Here is a 22,606-nt window from a genome sequence, read left to right as displayed (position 1 = left end):
TTTGTTTTGTTTCTGTTTCAAAAGCGGTTATTTTTGTATATAATAAGCTTGTATTCCATTTTCATTGTGGATATGCAGGTGAGGAATTATTTTTCGGAAGGATGAACATCATGCAGGAAAAAACGTTTACCATTACAGCAAATACAGGCGTACATGCCCGTCCGGCAACGTTACTTGTGAATAAAGCGGGGCAGTTTCAATCGGATATCCAACTTTCATATAATGGCAAAAGTGTCAATCTGAAGTCCATTATGGGGGTAATGTCCCTGGGCATTCCAAAAGGGGCAAACATCAGCATAACGGCATCAGGGAATGATGAGGAAGAAGCCATGGATAGTGTCACGGAAGTCATGAACGAACATTTGGGTGACTAACAAGAATCTGGGAGCCGGTAGTTGATCCCTTTCCGGCTCCCTTGTCTTATTGGTAATAGCGTTTGGTATAATCATTTTCTTCCAGAGATGTCAGTTGCTTAAGGGACGCCTGATTGAAATTCGAATCGTGTTTGGAAAGCTTTTGTTTCATGGCGTCGATGGCATTTTCCAACGACGTGCGATAATCTGGAACAGCGTCATCGAAGGGCTCAACGGCTGACTTGACAACGTTAATTTTTTCATAATGGGCGAGGGCTTTACGTTCCTGAAACAAAACCCCTTCCGTTTCTCCGGGGTTATGCAGATCACCTTGCATTGGATGTTTGTCGACGGCATGCACTTTCACCAGATATCGTTCACCCCGATCCTCAACAATTTCACCTATGTATTTGCCTGAATTATATTTCACATGTACGATATCGCCAGGTTGAAATGTCATATCATTGATTCCTCCTTTATCACCCCATTGTGCCAGATGGGAGAAGAATCAGCAATCGACAGCCCCGGATTTAAATACGGATTCGTTGGTGCTATAATGGATGCAAAGGACGTGATACATCATGATGGAATTTTTATATTTTCCGGAAGATAAGTCAGAATATATCCCAGCCGTTATCGTACTCATTATCTTTATGATCGGCGCTGTACTGGCGCTGTATTTCTTCATCAAAGTGTCCCGAAAAGAAGCCAAACGAACCGAAGAACAGTACCGACAGCAACTGAAAACGAAAAACGACAACGAATGAACGGATTTCTTTTTAATTAGGAATCCGTTTAATTTTTGTCTGATTGCGGATACTGAAAATAACGCCATAGTAAAGGAGTACTACGGATGAGAGTATTCGTAATGATCATGCTGATGTTTCTGACGGCTTGTCAAGCAAATACTGAAACAACACGGACTGTTGAATTGTATAATGATTCGGGAGATATGGTTGGTACGGCCACATTGAACGAGGTCGATGCCGGCGTGAATGTTAAATTGAAACTGGAAGGGTTGGAGCCGGGATATCACGGTATTCATGTTCATGAATACCCGAAATGCAAAGCCCCCGACTTTAAATCAGCAGGCAGTCACTTTAACCCTACCGGCAAGCAACATGGTCCGATGCATCCGGACGGTTCGCATTTGGGGGATCTTCCCAATCTGGAAGCCGATGAAGGCGGCCTTGTTGATGCGGAATTAATGCTTCCAGAAGCAACCCTTTTGGATGGTAAAAAATCGTTGCTGAAAGGGGAAGGCACATCGCTTGTGATTACGGAAGGCAAGGATGATGGCATCAGTCAGCCTAGTGGTGATTCCGGTAAACGCACTATATGCGGATTGATAGCCGATAAGGAAAAGAAAACGTCTGAAACACCGACAGATCCAACCGATTTTAATAAAGAACAGGAAAAATAAGGTGTTACGGGACTGTTGTCGTATTCCCGTGAAAACGGTTGTTCCAGCCAATACTGAACCACACGAGGTGATCCGGTTTATGTGGATCACCTCCAATAATGAGGTCAGTCAAGATTGTGAACAGCTTTCAGAATACGGTCGACGCCTTTCTGAAGGGTTTCGTGCGGGCAAGCAATGTTCATGCGCATGAACATGTCGCCTTCTTCGCCGTAATTTGCACCGGGATTAAGTCCCACGCCGGCTGTTTGGTTCATGAATGTTTTTAATTCATCGCGGTCCAGCCCGAGTGCCGTGCAGTCAATCCATAATAGATACGTTCCCTCTGATCGGGTTACGTGCAGTTTATCGGTTTCCCCTTCAAGTCGGCGAATGACATAGGCTCTATGATTGTCGAGCACGTTGCGGAGATCATCCAACCATTGTTCTCCGTGCCGATAAGCGGCTTCCAACGCTGTATTTCCCATTGTGTTCATCATATGATGGCCATCTTTTTCCAGCTGCTGATCCAGCATATCCCGCTTTTCCTTATCGGAAGTAATGATATACGATGCCTGGAGCCCAGCCAGATTGAATGTCTTGGACGGCGACATGAAAGTGATTGTCTGAGATGCTGTGTCATCGGAAAGTGTAGCCATCGGTATATGGGTTTCACCTGGATAAATAAGGTCTGCGTGTATTTCATCAGAAAGAATCAATACGTCATATTTCAGGCAGAGCCGGGCCATTTCTCTTAATTCCTCTTCGGTCCATACACGTCCAACTGGGTTGTGTGGGGAGCAAAGAAGGAATGCCTTCACACCTGATTTCAGTTTTTCTTCCATGTCGGCAAAATCAATGCCGTAATGGTTGTTCTGCCGTTTAAGCGGATTCTTTACAATGGTTCTGTCATGAGCTTCAATGACATTGTAAAAAGGGGTGTATACGGGTGTCTGAATAAGAATGTTGTCACCTGGATCCGTCAATGCCTGGATGGCCATATGTAAGCTGGCAACGACCCCGGGGCTGAACGACAGCCATTCGCCGTCGATCGTCCAGTTATATCGCTTGGAAATCCAGTTGATAATGGCATCTCGCACGTCTTGGTCAATCACCGTATAACCGTAAATGCCATGTTCGGCGCGTTTTATTAATGCGTCATTAACGGCCTGGGGCGCCTGGAAATCCATATCAGCGACCCACATTGGTACAACATCGTCTGCGCCAAATACAGACTGTCGCATATCCCATTTGACGGATCGCGTATTGGTGCGGTCATGTACGTTTTCAAAATGATTCATCGTGCAAACCTCCTGCTCCAAAAAATAGCTCATTGATTTATCGTTCCAATTATACTGAAAAACAGGGAAACATGAAACTGCTTAGCCTTGTCAGTGGATACAAAAAAATAGCAAAGCGCGGCTGACGCTTTGCTTAACAAGGGGGAATACGAGAAAGTCTTACAATATAAGGATTCCCATATTACAAAATTTTAAACGTAAAAACCATTATTATGTGGATTCACTGCGTTTAATCGGGTTTCAAGGTGTTCCCGTTCATCGTCTAACTCTGGTTTTCCTAGCAGAGCCAACATGTTGCGTTTATAGGCTTCCACTCCTGGTTGATCGAATGGGTTAACGCCGAGCAGGTAACCACTCATGGCACACGCTTTTTCAAAAAAATAGACCAGGTATCCGAATGTATAGGCATCAAGTGCCGGCACGTCAATGACCAGATTCGGTACACCGCCGTCTGTATGGGCCAGCACCGTTCCTTGATAGGCTTTGTCATTGATGTCATGCAACGTTTTTCCCGCTAAGTAATTAAGTCCGTCGGCGTTTTCCGCGTCTTTTCCTAGTGTCATGGTTTTTTTCGGACGATTGACATGTAAAATGGTCTCGAACAGGTCACGCCGTCCGTCCTGAATATATTGTCCCATTGAATGCAGATCCGTTGTGAAGTGGGCGGGGGCAGGGAAAATGCCTGTTTGATTCTTTCCTTCGCTTTCGCCGAAAAGCTGTTTCCACCATTCACTGAACATGTGCAGATGCGGTTCATAGGTAATCAGTAATTCGGTTGTCTTGCCTTTGTTGTATAAAATGTTTCGTGCTGATGCATACTGATAAGCTGGATTGTTGTTGGGGTCCGGTTCGTTCAAGTCATGCATGGCGGATTGGGCACCGTTGATGATGTCATCAATGGCAATGCCGCTCACAGCGACCGGCAAAAGTCCGACAGCCGTCAATACCGAATATCGGCCACCGACATCATTAGGGATGACGAATGTGTCGTATCCTTCTGTTTCTGCAACGGTTTTGAGGGCGCCATTTTCAGCATTGGTTGTGACGTAAATCCGCTTCCGGGCTTCGTCTTTGCCATATTTATCCTCCAACAAACGCCGGAAAATACGAAATGCAATGGCTGGTTCCGGTGTCGTTCCGCTTTTGGAAATAACATTAATGGAAACGTCTTTGTTTTCAAGAACATCCTGCAAGTCCCGTATGTATGTTGAACTGATATGATTGCCTGCAAAAATTACGTGGGGGACGTTGCGTTTGTCTTCAGGAAGCATATGTTGAAACGAATGATTCAACATATCCATCGCTGCACGTGCACCCAAATACGATCCCCCGATTCCAATAACGAGCAGCACGTCGGAGGAATGTTGAATGGCTTCCGCGGCGATTTTTATCCGACTGAATTCGTCACTATTCATCATTTTTTCCGGCAAATCGATCCATCCCAAACAATCGTTGCCTGCTCCGGTTTTCTCATGCAGCTGGAGATGTGCTTTTTCTATATCATCATTCAACTGATCCAGGTCCGCCTGCTTAAGGTGAGATGCATTTTCTCCGGAAAAGCGGATATGTGTCATATAATTCCTCCTTGCTTATCACTTTAATGGATAAGGCTTCATTCATTCAAGAATTTGCACAGATTATAATGATGCATTCGCATATTGTGTTGCAAATCGTGGACAATAGAAAAGGGAAAGGAGGTAATATTCATGAGTGGATTTCATCGTTTTTGTTTAGCCTTAGTTATCATTGGCGCCATCAATTGGGGATTGATTGGGTTGTTCCAATTTGACCTGGTTGCTGCCATCTTTGGTGGCGGTGAACAGAGTGGCGTGATTGCCCGGGTCATCTATACCCTGGTTGGAATCGGCGGTTTGTTTTCATTAACATTATTGTTTAGAACGGATGAAGCATTCGGCGTTGATCGACGTGCACAAACCGATGATGCTTAAAGAGTTAAAACGCAAGAGGCCAATTCAAATATGCCAATGGTGTCAGTGATGCGCATATTTGAACGAGCCTCTTGTTTTTTTATTTTTGCGTTTCCGATTGTTTAATCCATTCTTCCAGCTTGTCTTTTAATGAGTTAAAACCGGTATGGTCGTTTGACGAACGGCTTTCGGTTTTGTTTTGATCGTTTGCATCATTATTCGGAGGATCCTGTACAGCCCGCATGGACAGGCTGAATTTATTATTTTCCGAATCAATGCTTAAAATTTTGACTTTAACGTCATCGCCGATCGTCAGATGATCGTTAACATTTTTGACAAAGCCATGGGTTATCTCGGAAATGTGGACGAGGCCTTGGGTGTCGTCGTCCAAAGCTATAAATGCGCCATATGGCTGTATGCCGGTAACTTTTCCATCTAAAATTTGCCCTGATTCGAATGTATCTGCCATGTTGAACAACTCCCATATCATATTCGATTCTTTTTAATACAGTAAAATATTGTAGCATATATCGTAGAACCGGGCAAAACATATGATGTATCAGCTATTGTATATGTTGGAGACACATACAATGACGGCCTTAGACGGTCGTGCGAAAGGTGGACAAGCGGCTATTACCATTCGGCTAGAATAATGACCGTGTCATTGTTGTTAAGCGTCATATCATCGTTTGGGTTTATATACCATTCGCCGTCACGGATAAACCCGATAAGCAATTCGCCATTTTCCAGAAAAAACAAAATGGCTTCTTTAAATGTGCTTTCATCCAATGGGTCAGGAAGCGGGATATGATTGAACTGCTGTTTATTCAACAGAGTCAATACGGTTTCAAACGGCTTGGTTTGATCTTTATGAAAAAGTTCATGATAAAATAATGTGCTCATAAAATCATTGGAACTGATGACGGTATCCGCTCCGGCCCGGATAGCATTTTCAACTTGGCTGATGGTCAGAATTTCAGTGTTTATTGGGACATCTTGATTATTTCCCCGAACGGCGATGGCGGCCAGAACCGTATTGATATCGGCTTTTCGTTCGTCGATGGTAACATCAGCAGAAATGAGAACCGCTTTGGCTGTATCAATATTCGCCTGATGCAACACGGCGTCTTCGCTTGGGTCGCCATGGATAAAATGAACCGGATAGTGACGGTAAGGCAATTGATTCAATGACCGGTCGATCAGAACGACTTCCTGATTGGTATCTTTATCATCGATCATATCAGCCAACTGTCTCGTCCGTTCATTCCAACCGATAAGAACAATATGCTGTTTTCCATTAAACGATACTTTCCCTTCTGATAGCTCATTTTCGTGATTGATGGTGGATGCAGCAAGGGTTGTTATGTAAAAGGTGAGCATTCCGCCGCCTGTAAGCAAAAGAAGAATACCGATCAATCGCCCTGCAACCGTGAGCGGGACGTAATCGCCATAACCAACCGTCGCCCCTGTGATAAATGCCCACCAGACACCATCAAATATGGACGGAAATTGGTCTGGCTCCACAAGGTGAATCGTCAGTCCGAACAAAAACATCAGCACAAAGATGGACAGAAGCAATCTTACGGGTGCCGGCATCCGGTAATAAATATGTTTGAATACTTCCAGATTCACGTTGCTCACCTGCCCTCTGGTGCGGTAGGCGCATGGGTCCGGACGGCTCATGTCGCCTGATTGTTGTTAACATCACACATATATAGTATGGGCAGAAGAGTGAGACTTTCATACACTTGCTATGAAAATGACACGCACCATCGATACCGATCATTACCTCATTTTTTTCAGGCATGTTACCAACAAATCTGCTATGATGGAAGAAATGGACAAAGGAGGCTTTTTTCATGGCGTTGGAAAACAAACCATTTCTTATGGATTTATTGAACACGCCGTCACCTTCAAGCGACGAGGTGGCTATACAGAAAAAATGGATTGAATATGTCCGGCCATTTGCCGATGAAATCAAAACGGACAATGCTGGTAATGCGTTCGGTGTCCTTAACCCGGAGGTAGAATTCAGCGTATTGTTGGCCGGTCATTGTGATGAAATAGCGCTGGTTATCAATCGGATTGACGAGGATGGGTTTCTTCATTTTGATAAAATGGGTGGCATTAACCCGAAAGCGGCTGTTGGCATGAAAGTAACGGTATCGGGCCAACATGGGGAATTAACAGGTGTCATCGGTGTCAACGCCCAGCATCATGGTGGCCTGAAAGACGATTTTGGCTTGGAGGACTTGTTTATTGATTGTGGGTGTAAAACCAAAGAAGAGGCCGAGCGACTGGTGCAGATTGGGGATTTGGCTGTTTATAAAACAGAGCCGGAGTCGTTGATGGACCGCTACATATCCGGACGGGGGCTCGACAATCGGACAGGTGCATTTATCGTGGCCGAGGTGCTGCGCCGTCTTTCTGAAAACGGGTGCCGTGTCGGTGTTTATGCAGCCAGTACTGTGAATGAAGAGACCAATATGGGTGGTGCTTATTTCGCTGCCGCCGGTATGCAGCCGACGATGGCCATTGCATGTGATGTCACCTTTGCGACCGATTATCCCGGTGTAAACAAACATAAATATGGCGATGTGAGACTTGATGGCGGTCCTGTTCTCGCCAAAGGGGCTCCCATCAACCGGAACATGAACAAATGGCTGGAGCAGACGGCCAGGGACTTAAACATGACTATCCAATATGAATTAACATCGAGCATGACAGGAACAGATGCCGATCGTATGCGGCTAACCGGTCCCGGTGTCCCCATATCGCTCGTTTCCTTGCCGCTTCGGTATATGCACTCACCGGTGGAAACATCCAGCTTAAAGGATATGGAAGAGGAAATAGAGCTGCTTGTCACCATGATAGCCAATATGACCGGTGATGAACAATTGAATCCGCTCGAAGACTGATATCGTTGCTGGCAAAAATTTTATCCCACGAAATGGAAAACAAAAAAATGACATGGAAGGCTTGCATTTTGGTGATGAATGCGTTACCATAATCATTAACAAAATATCGATTCCATCTTCGGGGCAGGGTGCAATTCCCGACCGACGGTAAGAAACAGGAGACTGTTTTAAGTCCGTGACCCGTCTGCAGTAATGCAGCGGTGGACCTGGTGTGAGTCCGGGACCGACAGTGAAAGTCTGGAGGGGAGAAGATGACGAGCCAAAACAGGTTTAAGACTATGCCATGATTTTTTTCCTGTAATCCGACACCCTAAAGCCCCGTGTAGGTTTTAGGGTTTTTGTGTGGGTTTAGCACATCTCTGTTTGTGCAGAAACGCCAACGGCAGGAGAAGGCTCACCTTCATCAATGTAAGATTGGAATCGGTGGATGAAGGAGGAGACGATGATGCAGCCAACTGCACGATCATCACATTTAACAAAGCTTGTTATCCTGGCGTTGCTGGGGACGATTTCACTCATTTTATTTTTTCTGAACTTTCCACTTCCATTTTTGCCGCCTTATTTGAAAATTGACTTCAGTGAAGTGCCGGCGCTAATGGCGGCGCTCATATTTTCACCAATGGCAGGAGTTATCGTGGAAGGGATTAAAAACGTTTTATACTTGGTGGTATCCGGAGCCGCTGATCCGATAGGGGTGTTGTCCAACTTTGTGGCTGGGGTAATCTTCATTGTGCCGGCAGCTGTCCTTTATCACCGATCAAAGGGTGTCAAAAGCGTTGTTTCCGGACTTGTGACCGGTACGATTATTATGGCTGTTGCCATGAGTGTTTTGAACTATTATGTGTTTCTGCCGGCCTATGCCTGGTTCATCGGTGCTCCTGAAATGGCTGCAACGACGGCGAAATGGGTTGCCGTCACCGGAGGAATTTTACCGTTTAATATGTTGAAAGGTCTTATCGTAGGCATTCTGTTTATACCCGTCTTTATGAAAATGAAAACATGGATTGAAAAGAAGCGAATGGATTTGGCATCTTAAAAAGGGGCTGGGACAACGAAAATAAATCACTTCTAAATACGAACGATATATTTAAGACGTAGTCGCCGCTCCGGAAAAACACTACGCTTTCCGCGGGCGCTGCTGAGCCTCCTCGTGCTTATCGACTGCGGGGTCTCACCTAGGCTTTTGATCCCGCAGGAGTCTCCGTGTTTTTCCTACGCTAAACAAAAAATCCGAACTGATTCAGACTATTTGTGAATCAGTTCGGATTTTTCTTTGGCTAAACATCTTTTGTGCCAGTTTCTTTTCGTCTTTGTCGAATGCCAATAGCGGCAATGGTGCAGATAATGTTGGTTTGTGTTTGTGAAACAGCCTCCCGCATTTCTGCCTCTGATTATCATGTCATTTGGGGACAATGCCGATCGTGCAGCGGGATACACATACAAGCTGGTCGTTTTCGTCTGTTATGCGGATTTCCCATACCATCGTCCGGTTTCCTTTGTGCAATGGCTTGGCCCGGGCGGTAACCGTACCGTCACGCTTGGATTTAACATGATTGGCATTTATTTCAATGCCGAACACACGGTATTGGTCCGGGTCGCTGTTGTTGTAAGCACCGATGCTGGCAGCAGATTCCGCCAAGGCAACGTTCGCTCCGCCGTGCAGAAACCCTGCCGGCTGGTGCGTGCGATGGTCCACCGGCATGGTCATGACAACCAGGTCTTTATCAAGCGACTGCACGCGCATACCGAGTGCTTCGATCAATGTATTGGAAACATCCATTTTCGCGCGCCTCCGTTTCGTTAAACATAGTTGCTGATCAAAAGGGAAAGGCCAATCAGAAATCCGTATATGGTGTTTGTTTTGCCGGTAGCCGCCATAGCCGGCATCATTTCCAGTGAACTTTTTTTACCCTTAAATTTACGGATGACATCCACCGCCTTAATCCCGCTTAACAAGGCAAGAAGAGACCATATTGGCAGGATTCCAGCAATGACATAGGCAGCGGTCAGACTGAAGGCGGTGATAAACAGAATCGTCAGCAATCGCACGGCATTTTTCCGGCCGAGCAGAATAGCAACGGTTTTACGCCCGTTTTCCTTGTCTCCGTCAAGATCACGGATATTGTTGGAAAGCATGATCGAACCGATGAAAATGGCGACCGGGATGGACAACCAAATAACAGAACTTGTCAATACCGATGTCTGAATGTAAAAACTGATCCCGATGATGACCGTTCCCATAAAGAAACCGGAAAACAGTTCGCCAAACGGTGTGTAGGCAATTGGGTAAGGGCCACCGGTGTACAAATAGCCGAACAGCATGCATACGATGCCGATAACAGCAACCCACCAGCTTGATGCCACACAAATATAGACGCCAAGAAGCATGGCTATGGCAAAAAAGGTAAGGGCGAGACGAAGCACTGTTTTTGGTGAGATACCGTCCCGGACAATCGTCCCGCCGATACCGACCGATGACTCATTGTCCAACCCCAGAACAAAATCATAATATTCATTGAACATATTGGTGGCGGCCTGAATAAGAATGGATGCCAACAGCATTGCTAAAAATAATAATACATTGATGTGACTGTGTGTCAAAGCAAACATAGTCCCGACAAACACCGGTACGATGGATGCTGTCAATGTATGTGGCCGCAATAGACGCCACCATATTTGCAGACTCTCGTTTTTATTAAGCTCGTCTTTAATGGGTGAATGGTTGGTGGAATTCATGGTACCTCTCTCCTTTGCACCAGTGACATATGACATCTTTATATCACTATAAGTTTAGGCAATTGATGACGGTGTGTCAATGCGTATGTTGTTAGAAACGACTGGTGTGGATTCGTTGTACATCCGGTTCAACATGACTATCATTGAGAAAGGTGTTACGGGGCCGTAAATAGCATTCCTTGAGGTACGACTAAAAAAAGAATAAAATAGGTATAAAGAGTTGAAATGGTGGAAGGTATGGAGGAAAATAAATAATGATTGACGTTCAAACAAAATCATTGGAAACTTTGCTCGGTGAAGCCGTAGCCCAAGCAAAAGCGGATAACGGCGCACAATTGTTAAGTGTGACCGAACAAATAAAAGACACGGATCCGGTCCATTTCTTTGCATCAGCTGGGAACCTGTCCACGGATCGCGTGTTCTGGACAAGCACATCCGAGTCGTTTTCCATGGCAGGCGTCGGGAATGCCTGGGAAATAGAGGCAGAAAAAAACCGGACGCAAACGGCTGAACGGTATTGGCAGTATTTGCAGAATCACGCTTTGGTCCATAACCCGTACCAGGAACCAGGCACCGGTCTGGTGGCCCTCGGCGGCATGTCATTCGATCCCGATGCCCGATCATCCGGGCGCTGGAACCGCTTCGGTCATGGGTCCCTTCAGGTTCCGAATGTGCTGTTGACGCAAAGGCATGCTCGTCATTATTTAACGTTCAATATTCAAGTCCGCGCGACAGACAATGTGGATGACTTGAAAAAGTGGGTGCAGGAAACAAAAGCCGTGGTAACATCTACTCGGCAACCACTTCCAGCCATTCCCGGAATCGACAGCCAAGAGGAAATAGAACCTGAGCAATGGAAAGATACCGTCCAACGGGCAGCAGACACGATCAAAGTCGGGCATGCAGAAAAAATTGTTCTAGCCCGTGAATTGCGTGTGACACTGAAGGACCGGGCACCTATCGCTTCCATTTTGAACAAGCTGTTAACAACCCAGCCGAACAGTTATGTGTTTGCCATTGAACGGGACGGCGATTGCTTTGTCGGTGCGTCACCGGAGCGGCTCGTCAAGCAGGATGATGAGCAATTGTTTTCGGTTTGTCTTGCCGGCACAGCGCCGCGTGGACAAACAGACGAGGATGATCGTGCTATTGCACAGGCGTTGCTGCATGATGATAAAAACCGCAGCGAGCATGATTTTGTCGTCAAAATGATCCGGCAAGCGATGGATACCTGCTGCGATGTTGTACACGTCCCTGACAAACCGGTTATCCATCCGTTTCAAAACTTGCAGCACTTATACACACCGGTCACAGCTAAGTTGAATCAAACGTACAGCATTTTCGATATCATTGATCAATTGCACCCCACACCGGCTCTCGGCGGCGTTCCGCGGGAAGCGTCGCTGGCATTCATCCGTGAGCATGAACAGCTTGATCGCGGCTGGTACGGGGCTCCTGTCGGCTGGGTGGACAATCATCGCAACGGAGAATTTGCTGTCGGCATCCGTTCAGGGCTGATTCGCGACGACAGCGTATCGTTATTTGCCGGCTGCGGTGTGGTCCGGGATTCGGATCCGGAAGCGGAATATGACGAGACAAGGATCAAACTCCAGCCCATCCTGTCCGTACTGGAGGGCTCATCATGAACCATACGGAACAATTAACACGATATACGGCCAATTTTATCGATCAATTGGTGGAGTCGGGTCTGACGGATGCCGTAATTTCACCCGGATCCCGTTCTACCCCGATGGCCATGCTGATGACTGAACATCCGGACTTAAAGCAATGGGTCGTTATTGATGAGCGCTCCGCCGCATTTTTTGCTTTAGGCATGGCGAAACAGACGAAGCGCCCGGTTGCTGTGGTGTGTACGTCGGGAACAGCGGCCGCCAACTATTTTCCAGCGGTTATTGAAGCGTATTACAGTCGTGTGCCGCTAATTGTTCTGACCGCTGACCGGCCGCACGAACTGCGTGACGTTGGGGCGCCACAAGCCATCGATCAGATCCAGTTGTACGGCGATTATCCAAAATGGTTTCATGACATGGCGCTGCCGGAAGCCTCGGATGATATGCTCGCTTATGTTCGGAATAAAGCCTTTCGTGCGGTCCGGACCGCAGCGGAAGGAAACGACGGTCCGGTGCATTTGAACGTTCCTTTTCGCGAACCGTTAGTCCCGGATTTTTCATTGAACGATCTGTGGGGAAGACGGTCGGGTGCTCCTGCCCGCGGGCGAACGGAAGGCAAACGGACGCTTGATAATAAGCAATTGGAACAGATCCACCAACGACTGACGTCATGTAAAAAAGGACTCATCGTGTGCGGACCGCAGACAGATCCGGATCTCGCTGATGCCATCACTGGCCTGGCCCGTGCGTGGGACACACCTATACTCGCTGATCCGTTATCCCAGCTGCGTGCAGGAAGTCACTTCAAAGACCATATCATCGAAAGCTATGATGCGTTTTTGCGAAGCGAGACGATCCGGAAGCAATTAGAACCGGACTATATCATCCGATTCGGGGCCATGCCCGTTTCCAAAGCGTATCGTTTCTTTGTAGAGGAACACGACGACATCCCGCAGTTCGTCGTGGAAAACGTCGGGGGCTACCGGGAACCTGCCGGAACACAAACCGAATTCATCGATGCGGATGCGATCATCGTGTGCAACAATCTGGCCAAATTTAATGCTGGTGTTGGTACGGATGAGGCATGGTTGGAAACATGGCAACAGATGAATCGTCTATCAAAAGACCAGCTGCTGAGCGAGCCTGAAACGGGTGAGCTTACCGAGGGTGGAGCTGTCCGGCAACTGATGCGTGTCATTCCGGACGAGAGCAGTCTTTATGTTGGAAACAGTATGGCTGTTCGGGATTTGGATACGTTTTTCATGACCGCATCAATGTCCCTGGAGGTTCTGGCCAATCGCGGCGCCAATGGAATCGATGGCATGGTCTCCAGTGGTATGGGGGCCGCCGCCTCAGGTGCGCCTGTCACCCTTATGCTCGGTGATTTATCTTTTTTTCATGATATGAATGGGTTGCTGGCAGCCAAACAGTACAAACTGAATATCACGATTCTCGTCATCAACAACAATGGTGGCGGTATCTTTTCGTTTTTGCCGCAAGTCAATCACCAGAGTCATTTTGAAACACTGTTTGGCACACCGATGGATATCGATTTCGGGCAAGCCATTGCTATGTATGGTGGTACGTATCAACAGCCGACGACGTTATTTGAATTGGAAAATGCTCTGCACAGTAGTTACCAACAAGATGGTCTGTCCGTCATTGAGGTGAAAACGGACCGGGCGGATAATAGCCGGTGGCACCGGGATAAGTGGCAAGCCATTGAAAACGAACTGCTTCGGGACGGGAGATGAGCCTATGTATGTTCGTGTCAACGATGCTGCTTACTGGTGTCACATACGAGGAAACGGGGAACCGGTTTTGCTGCTGCACGGCTTTACCGGCACGTCCCGGACGTGGGATGCTGTCATCACCGATTGGCTTCCGGATTACCAAACGATCGCGGTGGACTTGCCCGGACACGGAAAAACTACGGCACACCCAACGAGTATGGAAGCCTGCTGTCACGACTTGGCGAACATTCTGGATCATCTGCAATGGACCACGGTGCATGTGATCGGCTACTCCATGGGGGGACGTACCGCGCTGTCATTCGCCATGCTGCATCCCGAACGGGTTCGATCACTTACATTGGAGAGCGCCTCCCCGGGCCTGGACGATGCAAATGAACGACACAATCGCCGGTGCCGCGATGACGCGTTGGCATCGTGGATCACAACCAGAGGCATACGCGCTTTTGCCGATTACTGGGCGTCGCTGCCGATGTTTGACACACAGAAATCCTTGCCACAGACAGTGCAACAATCCATACGTGAGGAACGGCTTGAGCAATCGGCAACAGGTCTTGCTCAGTCGCTTGTGACGATGGGAACCGGGATGCAGCCGTCGTGGTGGCATCGTCTCACATCGCTTCATGTGCCTGTGCAGTTACTGGCCGGGGAGAACGATGCAAAATTCTGCACGATTCTTCGTGCCATGGATGATGATATGTCACAAAGCCATTTTTTTGTCGTAAGCCATGCCGGTCATGCCATTCACGTGGAACAGACGGACAAGTTTGGTAAAATAGTAAGGGCGTTTCTTCAATCGATGAACGTTACGGACCAATAAACGAAGGAGGCACAAACATGACCATTCAATGGGAAGATGCGAAACAATACAAGGAAATTATTTATGAAAAATATGACGGCATGGCCAAAGTTACCATGAACCGTCCGGAAAAACGGAATGCATTCACGCCGCTAACCGTTAACGAAATGATTGATGCTTTTGCGGATGCTCGTGATGATTCGTCCATCGGCGTCATTATTCTAGCAGGGGCAGGGGAGAAGGCGTTTTGTTCCGGCGGTGACCAGTCTGTACGCGGGCATGGCGGTTATGTTGATGATGATCAGGTGCCGCGCTTGAATGTGCTGGATTTGCAGCGGCTGATCCGTATGATTCCCAAACCGGTTGTAGCCATGGTAAGCGGGTATGCCATTGGCGGCGGCCATGTACTGCACGTTGTATGCGATTTGACGATTGCCGCTGAAAATGCTGTTTTCGGCCAGACTGGTCCGAAAGTGGGCAGTTTCGATGCTGGATATGGTGCCGGAATGCTCGCGCGGATGGTCGGCCAAAAACGGGCAAGAGAGATCTGGTATCTTTGCCGGCAGTATAATGCAGATGAAGCCTATGATATGGGACTGGTCAACACGGTTGTCCCATTGGAAAAACTGGAAGATGAAACCGTGCAATGGTGTCAGGAAATGCTGGAGAAATCACCGACGGCTCTTCGCTTTTTGAAAGCGTCGTTTAACGCTGATACGGACGGGATGGCCGGTCTGCAGCAAATGGGCGGTGACGCCACGTTGCTTTATTACACAACCGATGAAGCCAAAGAAGGCCGCGATGCCTTTAAAGAAAAACGCAAACCGGACTTCAAACAATTTCCGCGTTTTCCGTAATAAATGTTAGCACTGGAGGACCTTTGCTTATGCTGCTTTCTGGGCAAAGGTCTTCTTTTTCATGGATAGGAAGGGAGACATTCCAATGGCTGAAACCATACCGCACTGGTTGACGAAACAGGCGGACGTTGTCCCGAATAAATTAGCGCTTGAGCTGTCGGATGGCACGGTGTACACATTTCGCGAACTGAAAGAAAAAAGTCAATCATTTGCCCGCAAATTGAAACAGCTCGGTGTGGACAAGGGGTCCCATATCGGGATCTTGTCGGCCAATCATGCCGATATGGTCATAGCTATTCATGCGGTGAGTTATATCGGGGCTGTCGCTGTTCTGTTAAATACGCGTTTAACTAAGCAAGAACGGACCTTTCAAATAAACGACGCCGATGTTTCCGTCGTTATTGGACAAAGCGGTTTTCGCCATGCTGATGACGATCTCCATACGTTTGCCGATGTGTGGAATCTCCCGGAGCCACCCGCCACCTTGCAAACGGAATTGAACCTCGATGATGCGTTTACCATTATGTATACGTCAGGAACAACCGGCTTTCCGAAAGGTGTCGTTCACACGTACGGCAACCATTGGTGGAGTGCTATCGGATCGGTGTTGAATCTTGGATTGAACGATTCGGACAAATGGCTGGCCGTTTTGCCTCTGTTTCATGTCAGCGGTTTGTCGATTCTTTTGCGCAGTGTTATTTACGGCATGTCGGTGTATTTGCTGGAATCCTATGAGAGACAGACTGTACATACGGCAATTATGGAGCGACATGTGACGATTGCGTCCGTCGTCACCGTCATGCTGAAGGATTTGGTCGAATATCTGGGAGAGCCCCGTTACCCAGAGACTTTCCGATGCATGCTGCTTGGCGGCGGTCCTGCGCCTAAATCGTTGCTTGAACAGGCGAAATCGCTTCGTATACCTGTTTTTCAATCATACGGACTGACCGAAACGGCGTCACAGATTGTAACGTTACGTCCGGCTGATGCATTGGAAAAGCTAGGGTCATCAGGCAAACCACTCGTTCCCGCCCAATTAACGATTGCTGAGAAGGATGACGGGGTCGGTGACATATTTGTAAAAGGCCCCATGGTGACGGGTGGCTATTACCATAATGCTGAAGCCACCGAAAGCGCATTCCGTGATGGATGGTTTGCCACAGGGGATCTTGGTTATACGGATGCGGACGGGTTTTTATACGTTTCCGACCGGCGAAAGGATTTAATTATATCCGGCGGTGAAAATATTTACCCGACCGAAATTGAAAATGTTTTGTCTGCCATGGAGGCGATTGATGAAGCTGGTGTCGTCGGTAAAGATGATGATACATGGGGGCAGATTCCCGTTGCGTTTGTCGTCGTCAACGATCCGTCCGTAACGGCGGAGATCATTTTGGAGTTCGTTTCCCGCTACTTGGCACGATACAAACAGCCGAGAGACATTCGTTTTATCGATAAGCTGCCGCGAAATGCGTCCAATAAATTGATGCGTCACCAATTGTTAACGTAAAACGCCACTCCGGGTTTGTATGCATGTATCTCCCGTTCAGCGGCAAAATAGGAACAGGAGGTGCTGTATGGATAGGAAGAAATATTATGTGAATGCCGGCAGTAAAGAGATTTCGCAAGTTCGATTTGATAACAACGACGTATTTACGATTTTTGCAACCGACGATGAAGTAAATACATTGCGCCATAAAATGAATAACATGGACGCATCAGATACTCGGACGTTTTTCAGGGCTCATGTACCCATCAAACCGTACCACGACGATGAGTCCAATGATGATTACGATCATGAAATAACGGAAGCGTACCGAATGATTCATGCGCTGGGGGATGACGAAACGAAACAGCATATTACCACAATGGGCATATTATCCGACCGTGATTTGTAACGGATAACAGAGCTGAGACAAGAGATGTTTAGTCAAATAAAAATCCGAACCATGATTCGCAAAAAATCTGAATCAGTTCGGATTTTATTTTTATATAACGGGTTTTTACCTAAAATAGCGGAGGAAAAATACGCAGACTCCTGGGGGAGCAAAGGCCTTAGATGAGACCCCGGAGTGCGGTAGCACGAGGAGGCTCATCAGCCGCCCCCGGAAAGCGAAGTATTTTTCCGCAGCGATGGTAAATATATCCCAACATTTTTTAAAGTATCTGGACAATCGTTCGTATCTAGTGTTTAACGTTTTAGTTATGTCCCAGTCCCTTTTTTGTTTAACGGATAGGGAAAACAGGAATTGAGTACGGGCACCGGGAGGACGACAGAACATAAGTGATTATGGTGGTGGCAGCATCGTCACGGTTTCGTGATGACAAGGACTATGATATGATACAGTCGAACCGAGCGAGACGAATAAAATCATGCTTACCGACTTATCACGATCATTGGATGGTAACCGCCATCTGGTATTCATAATAATGTCAATGAAATGGAAAGCAGTTGAAATCATGCATACATTTAAAGACTTCTATCGCAATAAAGTAACATTATCGTTTGACGATCACCCTTTCGCCCGACATCCAAAACATGTATGGGTGATTTGCCTATATGGCGATCAATGGTTGTTGACACGACATAAAGACCGGGGATTGGAATTTCCCGGTGGAAAAGTGGAGGATAAGGAACGCCCGGAAGATGCCGCTGTTCGCGAAGTGTGGGAAGAAACAGGGGGAGTGACGGAATCCATCGTCTATATTGGCCAATACATCGTTGCAGGCAAAGGGGGAACCATTGTAAAGAATGTTTACATGGCGATTGTTCAAGACCTGATTCCTCAAAAGACATATTACGAGACTCACGGCCCTATTCTTCTTGAGACTATACCGAAAAATGTGAAGCACCGGGCGTCGTACAGCTTTATTATGAAAGATGACGTTTTGCCCAGGTGTTTGCATTATGTGAACACACATATACGGAATTGACACTATCCATCATCCTTGCTTTTTATCATTAAAAAACCGGTCACCGTGATCGGGACCGGTTTGCCGCAAAAATGCGGCTATTATTTTTAGCACATATCCAGTTATTCGTTGCCTGTGTAAATCGGGCCTGCTTGGCGTATCGCTTCACTGGCATGTTGGAACTTGCTGAAGTTGTCGTGAAATTTCATCGCCAGTGCTTTCGCTTCCTGTTTGTAGGCTTCTTGGTCACTCCACGTATTCATCGGGACGAGTATATCATCAGGCACGCCTGCTATATGGGTTGGTATATTCAAACCGAAAATAGAATCTTGAACCGTTTCAACCGTGTTCAGTTCGCCTTCCAATGCGGCACGCACCATCGCCCGTGTGTAGGCAAGGCTGATACGTTCGCCTGTTCCGTACGAGCCGCCAGTCCAACCGGTGTTGACGAGAAATACATTGGCGTCATGCTGATCGACTTTTTCACCGAGCATTTCGGCATAAGTGGACGGCGCCAGTGGCAAAAATGGCGAGCCAAAGCAGGACGAGAATGTTGCCTGTGGTTGGGTGACGCCACGTTCAGTGCCCGCGAGTTTGCTTGTATAGCCGCTCAAAAAGTGATACATGGCCTGCTCTTTGGACAGTCTGCTGATCGGCGGCAATGTTCCGGATGCGTCCGCTGTCAAAAAGATAATGGTATTTGGATGACCCGCGACACTTGGTTTAACGATGTTTTCCATGTTTTCCAATGGGTAGGCTGCCCGTGTGTTTTCGGTCAGGGACGTGTCATCGTAATCCGGATGCCGTGATGCATCATCAAGAATGACATTTTCCAGAACCGAACCGAATCGGATAGCGTTGTAAATTTGTGGTTCTTTTTTCTCGGAAAGATTAATGCACTTGGCATAGCATCCGCCCTCGATGTTAAAGACGCCATTCGGACTCCAGCCATGTTCATCGTCGCCGACCAGACGCCGGTTCGGGTCCGCAGACAGCGTTGTTTTGCCAGTTCCGGATAGACCGAAAAACAGAGCTACATCCCCTTCATGGCCAATGTTGGCCGAGCAGTGCATGGGCAATACATCAGACTTTGGAAGTAGATAGTTCATAACCGAAAAAATGGATTTTTTAATTTCTCCGGCATATTCGGTTCCGCCGATCAACACAATTCGTTTTTTGAAGGAAATGAAAACGAAAACTTCGGAATTCGTTCCATCGGTTTCCGGATCCGCTTTGAATGTCGGTGCCGATATCACGGTGAATTGCGACTGATGTTCGGCCAATTCCTTCTCTGTCGGTGTGATGAACAGCTGGCGGGCGAACAGATTATGCCATGCATATTCCGTAATGACTTGAAGCGGGAGCCGAAAATTTTCATCTGCTCCTGCAAAGCCGCGGAAATGAAACAGCTCATTTTTGTTGCGCAAGTAGGTCGTTACTTTTTCCAACAGATGATCAAAGGTGGCTTCATCGATGGATTGGTTCACTTTTCCCCAATCCACATCGTCACTGGTTTCGTCATGGACAATATACTTATCATCCGGGGAGCGTCCGGTGTACTTGCCTGTATGAGCGCTGACAGCTCCTGTTGCACTTAAAGTACCTTCCTCACGGGATAAAATCACTTCAACCAATTGTGAAACAACTAAATTTGTCTTTATGTGCGGGTGTGTCAATAAATCGCTCGTAATCATTGTGTCTTCTTTCGTTTTCATTTGTGATACCTGCCTTTTAACATGATATTGAAAACCAATCACCAACGTAATCTGATTATTAGTATAACACATTTCACTTAATAGTCCATACTAATTTTACAATATTTATATGAAAATTTTTTGTCAGTGTTCATGTTGAAAGCAAGCAGGATTGGTTGACATCGCATAGGGAATTCGGTACGATAAACGTCGAGCGGATACTCTCTTATTTGGAGCGGTGGAGGGACAGCCCCGATGAAACCCGGCAACCGTCACAATAGGTGAAAAGGTGCTAATCTGGTACAAGGTTGAATCCTTGAATGATAAGAGTGAAAGGCTTCATTCCTTTCCTCATGATGCAGGAAAGGTTTTTTTGTTTAAGTCAATCAAAAACCGTATCATAAACGTGAACCATATAGAGTTGCGCACCACGTTGTAAGGGAGGACAAGCCCGCATGGGTATGAAACGTCGATTATTCACATCGGAATCGGTGACAGAAGGCCATCCGGATAAAATGAGTGATCAAATATCCGATGCCATACTGGATGAAATACTTGCCAAAGACCCCAATGCCCGGGTCGCCTGTGAAACCATGGTTACGACAGGAATGGTACTGGTTACCGGCGAAATTACGACAACAACGTATGCCGATATTCCCACCATTGTACGTCAGACCATTAAAGATATAGGTTACACACGTGCCAAATTCGGCCTTGATGCTGATACATGCGCCGTGCTCACAGCCATTGATGAGCAGTCACCCGATATTGCCGGTGGTATTGATAACGCCCTGGAAGCTCGCGAAGGAAACATGAGTGATGAGGAAATCGACGCCATTGGTGCCGGCGACCAAGGGCTCATGTTTGGTTATGCCTGTGATGAAACAGAAGAATTAATGCCGTTATCCATTTCACTGGCGCACAAACTCGCCAAACAGCTGACCAATGCCCGCGAAGAACATAGTTTGGACTACTTGCGTCCCGATGGAAAAACGCAGGTGACCGTTGAATATGCAGACGATGGCAAACCGGAACGGATCGATACCATCGTCATTTCCGCCCAGCATCACGAGGACATATCAGTCGAACGGATTGAATCGGATTTGATTGACCAAGTTATTCGCCCGATTGTCCCGGCTCATTTACTGGATGAGAAGACGTATTACATCATCAACCCAACCGGTCGTTTCGTTATCGGTGGTCCGCAAGGCGATGCCGGCCTCACTGGACGAAAAATTATCGTCGATACGTATGGTGGTTACGCACGTCATGGCGGCGGTGCTTTCAGTGGCAAAGATTCGACGAAAGTGGATCGCTCGGCCGCATACGCAGCAAGATATGTTGCCAAAAATATTGTCGCTGCTGGTCTGGCACAATCGTGCGAGGTGCAACTGGCGTATGCAATCGGTGTTGCCGAGCCCGTATCGATTTCGGTGGATACATTCGGTACCGGTATGGTGGATGAGGGCCCCCTTGTAGATGCCATTCGCAGCGTATTTGATCTTCGTCCGGCAGGCATCACCCGCATGCTTGATTTGCGCAAGCCCATGTTCAAAAACACAGCCGCATACGGTCATTTCGGACGAACGGACATGTTATTCCCGTGGGAAAAAGCCGACAAAGTCGACGAATTGCAAGCGCTCGTCAAAGTAAAAAAATAGCGTGGTTTCAAAGGCAATCAACCACGCTTGAAGACGAAGCAGCTGGGATAATGCATAGAGTGAGAGAAAAATCCGAATGATGATTTAGAACGTTTCTTTTAAACTTTGAATCAGTCCGGATTTTTCTTTTTATCATATCATCGGTTTTTGCCTCCAAACAGCAAAGGAAAAATACGTAGTCCAGTAAAGAGCCAAAACGGGCTCATCTCTTATTTTTCAGAGTGATTTCAGAAATCACGAAAAAGATAACGTATTGTTAAATAAAATCGTATGGTATGCTACGTTGTTTATGGCGATTCCTGCTCCACTAGTTCCATAATCTCATTATTGTCATTCATAAAGGCGACAAGGGGCTTATAGCTTTTTAATTCATCACTTGAAACGAGCGCGTAGGAAATGATAATAATGATATCGTCTTTTTGTACGAGCCGTGCTGCGGCCCCGTTGAGACAAATGACGCCCGACCCTCGTTCACCGGAAATGATATAGGTTTCCAAACGGGCACCATTATGGTTATTGACGATTTGCACTTTTTCGTGTGGGAGCATGTCAAGTTGATCCAGGATGTCCTGGTCAATTGTTACACTTCCGACATAGTTTAGATCCGCCTCTGTGACGCGTGCTTGGTGTATTTTACTTTTCATCATCGTACGAAACATCTCGCC

At 47.1% G+C, this 22,606-nt stretch carries 23 protein-coding genes and 2 riboswitches; of the genes, 14 read left to right on the top strand and 9 right to left on the bottom strand.

The features are described from left to right. Nucleotides 1–110: 110 nt before the first annotated feature. A complete protein-coding gene (locus ACZ5Q7_RS13640) occupies nt 111–374 on the top strand; it encodes a phosphocarrier protein HPr (RefSeq protein WP_343750478.1) in 264 nt (87 codons plus the stop codon). A gap of 46 nt (nt 375–420) precedes the next feature. Here ACZ5Q7_RS13640 and kapB read toward each other — a convergent pair whose 3' ends face one another. Beyond that, entirely contained in the window at nt 421–813 is a 393-nt protein-coding gene (gene kapB / locus ACZ5Q7_RS13635; RefSeq protein WP_343750477.1) for a kinase-associated lipoprotein KapB, read from the bottom strand. 121 nt (nt 814–934) lie between these two features. On the opposite strand from kapB, the gene ACZ5Q7_RS13630 reads away from it, so the two are divergent. Together ACZ5Q7_RS13630 and ACZ5Q7_RS13625 are read left to right on the top strand one after the other, a co-directional pair. Further along, nucleotides 935–1,120, top strand: a complete 186-nt coding sequence (locus ACZ5Q7_RS13630; RefSeq protein ID WP_343750476.1) for a hypothetical protein — start codon at nt 935–937, stop codon at nt 1,118–1,120. 86 nt (nt 1,121–1,206) lie between these two features. Continuing rightward, the gene (locus tag ACZ5Q7_RS13625) at nt 1,207–1,776 is read left to right on the top strand and encodes a superoxide dismutase family protein (protein ID WP_343750474.1); all 570 of its coding nucleotides are present in this window, start codon (nt 1,207–1,209) and stop codon (nt 1,774–1,776) included. 104 nt (nt 1,777–1,880) lie between these two features. Here ACZ5Q7_RS13625 and ACZ5Q7_RS13620 read toward each other — a convergent pair whose 3' ends face one another. Together ACZ5Q7_RS13620 and ACZ5Q7_RS13615 are read right to left on the bottom strand one after the other, a co-directional pair. Then, nucleotides 1,881–3,053, bottom strand: coding sequence for a MalY/PatB family protein (locus ACZ5Q7_RS13620; RefSeq protein WP_343750472.1), 1,173 nt, complete (start codon nt 3,051–3,053; stop codon nt 1,881–1,883). Between the two features lie 191 nt (nt 3,054–3,244). After that, nucleotides 3,245–4,627 (bottom strand): glucose-6-phosphate isomerase, encoded by a 1,383-nt coding sequence (locus ACZ5Q7_RS13615; RefSeq protein ID WP_343750470.1) that lies wholly within the window; start codon nt 4,625–4,627, stop codon nt 3,245–3,247. Between the two features lie 132 nt (nt 4,628–4,759). Here ACZ5Q7_RS13615 and ACZ5Q7_RS13610 point away from each other — a divergent pair, with 132 nt between their 5' ends. Beyond that, nucleotides 4,760–5,002 carry a DUF378 domain-containing protein gene (locus tag ACZ5Q7_RS13610; RefSeq protein ID WP_343750469.1) on the top strand — a complete coding sequence of 81 codons (243 nt, stop codon included), beginning with the start codon at nt 4,760–4,762 and terminating at the stop codon, nt 5,000–5,002. 79 nt (nt 5,003–5,081) lie between these two features. On the opposite strand, the gene yugI is transcribed toward ACZ5Q7_RS13610, so the two are convergent. Next, nucleotides 5,082–5,450, bottom strand: coding sequence for a S1 domain-containing post-transcriptional regulator GSP13 (yugI, locus tag ACZ5Q7_RS13605; protein ID WP_343750467.1), 369 nt, complete (start codon nt 5,448–5,450; stop codon nt 5,082–5,084). A gap of 164 nt (nt 5,451–5,614) precedes the next feature. After that, nucleotides 5,615–6,613, bottom strand: a complete 999-nt coding sequence (locus ACZ5Q7_RS13600; protein WP_343750465.1) for a potassium channel family protein — start codon at nt 6,611–6,613, stop codon at nt 5,615–5,617. 227 nt (nt 6,614–6,840) lie between these two features. Between ACZ5Q7_RS13600 and ACZ5Q7_RS13595 the strand changes: the two genes are divergently transcribed. Both ACZ5Q7_RS13595 and ACZ5Q7_RS13590 read left to right on the top strand, forming a co-directional pair. Then, nucleotides 6,841–7,899, top strand: coding sequence for a M20/M25/M40 family metallo-hydrolase (locus tag ACZ5Q7_RS13595; RefSeq protein WP_343750463.1), 1,059 nt, complete (start codon nt 6,841–6,843; stop codon nt 7,897–7,899). A 110-nt stretch (nt 7,900–8,009) separates the two neighbouring features. Then, nucleotides 8,010–8,156: riboswitch (FMN riboswitch) on the top strand. A 185-nt stretch (nt 8,157–8,341) separates the two neighbouring features. Then, nucleotides 8,342–8,935 carry an ECF transporter S component gene (locus ACZ5Q7_RS13590; protein ID WP_425542318.1) on the top strand — a complete coding sequence of 198 codons (594 nt, stop codon included), beginning with the start codon at nt 8,342–8,344 and terminating at the stop codon, nt 8,933–8,935. Between the two features lie 363 nt (nt 8,936–9,298). Here ACZ5Q7_RS13590 and ACZ5Q7_RS13585 read toward each other — a convergent pair whose 3' ends face one another. After that, nucleotides 9,299–9,679 carry a hotdog fold thioesterase gene (locus tag ACZ5Q7_RS13585; RefSeq protein ID WP_343750460.1) on the bottom strand — a complete coding sequence of 127 codons (381 nt, stop codon included), beginning with the start codon at nt 9,677–9,679 and terminating at the stop codon, nt 9,299–9,301. Between the two features lie 20 nt (nt 9,680–9,699). Further along, a complete protein-coding gene (locus tag ACZ5Q7_RS13580; RefSeq protein WP_343750458.1) occupies nt 9,700–10,635 on the bottom strand; it encodes a 1,4-dihydroxy-2-naphthoate polyprenyltransferase in 936 nt (311 codons plus the stop codon). Nucleotides 10,636–10,889: 254 nt separating this feature from the next. Between ACZ5Q7_RS13580 and ACZ5Q7_RS13575 the strand changes: the two genes are divergently transcribed. The 7 genes from ACZ5Q7_RS13575 (at nt 10,890) to ytkD (ending at nt 18,607) form a co-directional block, all read left to right on the top strand. Then, nucleotides 10,890–12,281, top strand: a complete 1,392-nt coding sequence (locus tag ACZ5Q7_RS13575) for an isochorismate synthase (RefSeq protein WP_343750456.1) — start codon at nt 10,890–10,892, stop codon at nt 12,279–12,281. Further along, nucleotides 12,278–14,020, top strand: a complete 1,743-nt coding sequence (gene menD, locus ACZ5Q7_RS13570; RefSeq protein ID WP_343750454.1) for a 2-succinyl-5-enolpyruvyl-6-hydroxy-3-cyclohexene-1-carboxylic-acid synthase — start codon at nt 12,278–12,280, stop codon at nt 14,018–14,020. Before ACZ5Q7_RS13575 ends, menD begins: the two co-directional genes overlap by 4 nt. A 4-nt stretch (nt 14,021–14,024) precedes the next feature. After that, nucleotides 14,025–14,837: a 2-succinyl-6-hydroxy-2,4-cyclohexadiene-1-carboxylate synthase gene (menH, locus tag ACZ5Q7_RS13565; protein ID WP_343750452.1), complete on the top strand. Its 813-nt coding sequence runs from the start codon at nt 14,025–14,027 to the stop codon at nt 14,835–14,837. A 17-nt stretch (nt 14,838–14,854) separates the two neighbouring features. Continuing rightward, nucleotides 14,855–15,673, top strand: coding sequence for a 1,4-dihydroxy-2-naphthoyl-CoA synthase (gene menB, locus ACZ5Q7_RS13560; RefSeq protein ID WP_343750450.1), 819 nt, complete (start codon nt 14,855–14,857; stop codon nt 15,671–15,673). 85 nt (nt 15,674–15,758) lie between these two features. Further along, on the top strand, nt 15,759–17,183 hold the full coding sequence (locus tag ACZ5Q7_RS13555; protein WP_343750448.1) for an o-succinylbenzoate--CoA ligase: 1,425 nt from the start codon (nt 15,759–15,761) through the stop codon (nt 17,181–17,183). Between the two features lie 67 nt (nt 17,184–17,250). Beyond that, nucleotides 17,251–17,571 carry a hydrolase gene (locus tag ACZ5Q7_RS13550; RefSeq protein WP_343750446.1) on the top strand — a complete coding sequence of 107 codons (321 nt, stop codon included), beginning with the start codon at nt 17,251–17,253 and terminating at the stop codon, nt 17,569–17,571. Nucleotides 17,572–18,133: 562 nt separating this feature from the next. Then, entirely contained in the window at nt 18,134–18,607 is a 474-nt protein-coding gene (gene ytkD / locus ACZ5Q7_RS13545; protein WP_343750445.1) for an RNA deprotection pyrophosphohydrolase, read from the top strand. A gap of 101 nt (nt 18,608–18,708) precedes the next feature. On the opposite strand, the gene pckA is transcribed toward ytkD, so the two are convergent. After that, a complete protein-coding gene (gene pckA, locus ACZ5Q7_RS13540) occupies nt 18,709–20,301 on the bottom strand; it encodes a phosphoenolpyruvate carboxykinase (ATP) (RefSeq protein ID WP_343750444.1) in 1,593 nt (530 codons plus the stop codon). Nucleotides 20,302–20,503: 202 nt separating this feature from the next. Further along, a riboswitch (SAM riboswitch) is annotated at nt 20,504–20,610 on the top strand. Nucleotides 20,611–20,735: 125 nt separating this feature from the next. Here pckA and metK point away from each other — a divergent pair. Then, nucleotides 20,736–21,941, top strand: a complete 1,206-nt coding sequence (gene metK, locus ACZ5Q7_RS13535; RefSeq protein ID WP_343750443.1) for a methionine adenosyltransferase — start codon at nt 20,736–20,738, stop codon at nt 21,939–21,941. A 287-nt stretch (nt 21,942–22,228) separates the two neighbouring features. On the opposite strand, the gene panD is transcribed toward metK, so the two are convergent. Continuing rightward, nucleotides 22,229–22,600 (bottom strand): aspartate 1-decarboxylase, encoded by a 372-nt coding sequence (gene panD / locus ACZ5Q7_RS13530; protein WP_343750442.1) that lies wholly within the window; start codon nt 22,598–22,600, stop codon nt 22,229–22,231. Nucleotides 22,601–22,606 lie beyond the last annotated feature (6 nt).

The organism is Lentibacillus halophilus (genome assembly GCF_055395055.1).
The sequence above is the reverse complement of the archived record's forward strand: the minus strand, read 5'-3'. Positions and strand labels throughout refer to the sequence as shown.

Excerpts from the sequence above, each read along its gene's own strand:
- yugI (WP_343750467.1), bottom strand. The coding sequence starts at position 5,450 with ATGGCAGATACATTCGAATCAGGGCAAATTTTAGATGGAAAAGTTACC.
- ytkD (WP_343750445.1), top strand. The coding sequence starts at position 18,134 with ATGCATACATTTAAAGACTTCTATCGCAATAAAGTAACATTATCGTTT.
- kapB (WP_343750477.1), bottom strand. The coding sequence starts at position 813 with ATGACATTTCAACCTGGCGATATCGTACATGTGAAATATAATTCAGGC.
- ACZ5Q7_RS13590 (WP_425542318.1), top strand. The coding sequence starts at position 8,342 with ATGATGCAGCCAACTGCACGATCATCACATTTAACAAAGCTTGTTATC.
- menH (WP_343750452.1), top strand. The coding sequence starts at position 14,025 with ATGTATGTTCGTGTCAACGATGCTGCTTACTGGTGTCACATACGAGGA.
- ACZ5Q7_RS13640 (WP_343750478.1), top strand. The coding sequence starts at position 111 with ATGCAGGAAAAAACGTTTACCATTACAGCAAATACAGGCGTACATGCC.
- menB (WP_343750450.1), top strand. The coding sequence starts at position 14,855 with ATGACCATTCAATGGGAAGATGCGAAACAATACAAGGAAATTATTTAT.
- ACZ5Q7_RS13630 (WP_343750476.1), top strand. The coding sequence starts at position 935 with ATGATGGAATTTTTATATTTTCCGGAAGATAAGTCAGAATATATCCCA.
- ACZ5Q7_RS13580 (WP_343750458.1), bottom strand. The coding sequence starts at position 10,635 with ATGAATTCCACCAACCATTCACCCATTAAAGACGAGCTTAATAAAAAC.
- ACZ5Q7_RS13625 (WP_343750474.1), top strand. The coding sequence starts at position 1,207 with ATGAGAGTATTCGTAATGATCATGCTGATGTTTCTGACGGCTTGTCAA.
- ACZ5Q7_RS13550 (WP_343750446.1), top strand. The coding sequence starts at position 17,251 with ATGGATAGGAAGAAATATTATGTGAATGCCGGCAGTAAAGAGATTTCG.
- menD (WP_343750454.1), top strand. The coding sequence starts at position 12,278 with ATGAACCATACGGAACAATTAACACGATATACGGCCAATTTTATCGAT.
- pckA (WP_343750444.1), bottom strand. The coding sequence starts at position 20,301 with ATGAAAACGAAAGAAGACACAATGATTACGAGCGATTTATTGACACAC.
- ACZ5Q7_RS13610 (WP_343750469.1), top strand. The coding sequence starts at position 4,760 with ATGAGTGGATTTCATCGTTTTTGTTTAGCCTTAGTTATCATTGGCGCC.
- panD (WP_343750442.1), bottom strand. The coding sequence starts at position 22,600 with ATGTTTCGTACGATGATGAAAAGTAAAATACACCAAGCACGCGTCACA.
- metK (WP_343750443.1), top strand. The coding sequence starts at position 20,736 with ATGGGTATGAAACGTCGATTATTCACATCGGAATCGGTGACAGAAGGC.
- ACZ5Q7_RS13620 (WP_343750472.1), bottom strand. The coding sequence starts at position 3,053 with ATGAATCATTTTGAAAACGTACATGACCGCACCAATACGCGATCCGTC.
- ACZ5Q7_RS13595 (WP_343750463.1), top strand. The coding sequence starts at position 6,841 with ATGGCGTTGGAAAACAAACCATTTCTTATGGATTTATTGAACACGCCG.
- ACZ5Q7_RS13615 (WP_343750470.1), bottom strand. The coding sequence starts at position 4,627 with ATGACACATATCCGCTTTTCCGGAGAAAATGCATCTCACCTTAAGCAG.
- ACZ5Q7_RS13585 (WP_343750460.1), bottom strand. The coding sequence starts at position 9,679 with ATGGATGTTTCCAATACATTGATCGAAGCACTCGGTATGCGCGTGCAG.
- ACZ5Q7_RS13575 (WP_343750456.1), top strand. The coding sequence starts at position 10,890 with ATGATTGACGTTCAAACAAAATCATTGGAAACTTTGCTCGGTGAAGCC.
- ACZ5Q7_RS13555 (WP_343750448.1), top strand. The coding sequence starts at position 15,759 with ATGGCTGAAACCATACCGCACTGGTTGACGAAACAGGCGGACGTTGTC.